A 1,552-nucleotide genomic window follows, 5' to 3' on the forward strand; every position below is an offset into this window, starting at 1 on the left:
TTTAACTATTCTTATCGCTAAAGCTTTTGTTCTGTCAGCAATGCTAATATTTTGGTTCATGTCTCTTTGTCCTTAATTAATAATTGCGAATTGCGAATTGTTTTGATGCACTCAAGGCGCGGGACGGGCAGAGTTTTACCCAACATCCTGATTTGATTTTGCTGCCACTCCAGTTTCAGACAGTGTTGGTAGAGTTCGTTTGCAAGTTCTTGGCTTAAGAAATCGGGGTAGTAAGTGACTGGTAAAACTGGAGTTGATTCAGCAAATAAATTGAGTTGTTGCATGGTAGTTATCTCAAATTTTGAAACGGCTATTAGTTTTGTTCGGCTTTAAAAACCTCAACCAAAATACTTTCTGGATACAAACCAACTTTTCCAAATCGGGGGTCATGAATGCGTTCTATCTCTATGCCTTGTTTTCGACACAATGCACTTGCTTTTCGACCCTTAGTACCCGCTTCTTTTACAGATATTTCTAAACCTTGAAGATTGGCGAACCCAACAACACTATATTTGTGGCCGCATGGTGTATTCACCCTATCTGGCTCAACTTCAACGGCTTTGAGTCTTGCTAAGATTTGATTTTGTTGCTGTTGTTGCTCCAATAAATATTGTTCTTGCTGTGCCATCTGTTGTGCGATCGCAGCGAGTAACTGTATTTGTGTCATGACGGTTTCGGAAGGATTGGCCGGTTTAGTCCACCCCAATAAATCTTGAATCCAGGCACGAACACCAATGCTTTCAAAAGCTTCACAGGCTAATTTTGCTTGTGCGGTACATCTCTTACCAGCTTCATAGCCGTAATAATGAAGTATGGTTGCTACAGCGACATCGGGAATACCGGACTCAGACCACGATAAAATCTCAGCACATTCAAAGCCTTTGTAGATAAGTCTTTCAACCAGTTTAGAGCGAGAAATGTCAGCAGCAGTTTTGAGGCTTCTGAGCAATCCAGCATCATTAACATTTGCTAATCTGGCTGCTGCCCGAACACTAGCCTTGCCCTGACCATTAGCGTCAATTAGAATCTCTTGTTTTATTTGTTCGATGATTTGTGCGATTTCAATTTGTGACATAACTTTAGCTGGGTGATAATTTTTCGTTGTTGATTAGAGAGAATTAGACATTTACGCGCACCAAACTTTTTCACCAACCAGGGAGAAACGATTAGATATAGTTCGTGATTGAGTTAAGGTTGGCGACACCAATTCAACAAGGTAAAACCAAGAGTTATTCACCAGCCCAATCCCCAAAATCAACCGTTGCTTTGTTCCCTTATCGTGAGAACAGAGCATCACTCTTTCGCCTAGAACAAAAGCAGGTTTTTGCACGTTGATGGCTTCTAATTCTCCAATACCGATGATTTGCTGTAACCGTTCACAGGATAAGAAACGCTACAGTCAAAAATGGGTTACTGAGATGGTAGATTAAGAGGCATGGATGAAAACTGCCTCGCCTACGGAATTGAAATTTCCGACTCAGATTGGGAAAAGACTCCAGCCAGCATCAAACAACTGGTGGAGAAAATGGGGCAGCATATAAAGCAATCAGAA

At 41.3% G+C, this 1,552-nt stretch carries 3 protein-coding genes; all 3 read right to left on the reverse strand.

The features are described from left to right. Positions 1 to 56: 56 nt before the first annotated feature. Genes H6G97_RS51085 through H6G97_RS51095 form a run of 3 tightly spaced genes read right to left on the reverse strand, consistent with a single transcriptional unit; the run spans position 57 to position 1,330 of the window. Positions 57 to 284: an alpha-ketoglutarate-dependent dioxygenase AlkB gene (locus H6G97_RS51085; RefSeq protein WP_242056221.1), complete on the reverse strand. Its 228-nt coding sequence runs from the start codon at positions 282 to 284 to the stop codon at positions 57 to 59. 29 nt (positions 285 to 313) lie between these two features. Continuing rightward, the gene (locus tag H6G97_RS51090) at positions 314 to 1,075 is read right to left on the reverse strand and encodes a hypothetical protein (RefSeq protein WP_190947777.1); all 762 of its coding nucleotides are present in this window, start codon (positions 1,073 to 1,075) and stop codon (positions 314 to 316) included. A 51-nt stretch (positions 1,076 to 1,126) separates the two neighbouring features. Further along, the gene (locus H6G97_RS51095) at positions 1,127 to 1,330 is read right to left on the reverse strand and encodes a DUF1392 family protein (RefSeq protein ID WP_338422039.1); all 204 of its coding nucleotides are present in this window, start codon (positions 1,328 to 1,330) and stop codon (positions 1,127 to 1,129) included. Between the last annotated feature and the right edge of the window lie 222 nt (positions 1,331 to 1,552).

It is taken from the genome of Nostoc flagelliforme FACHB-838 (genome assembly GCF_014698065.1).
Classification (GTDB): domain Bacteria; phylum Cyanobacteriota; class Cyanobacteriia; order Cyanobacteriales; family Nostocaceae; genus Nostoc; species Nostoc flagelliforme_B.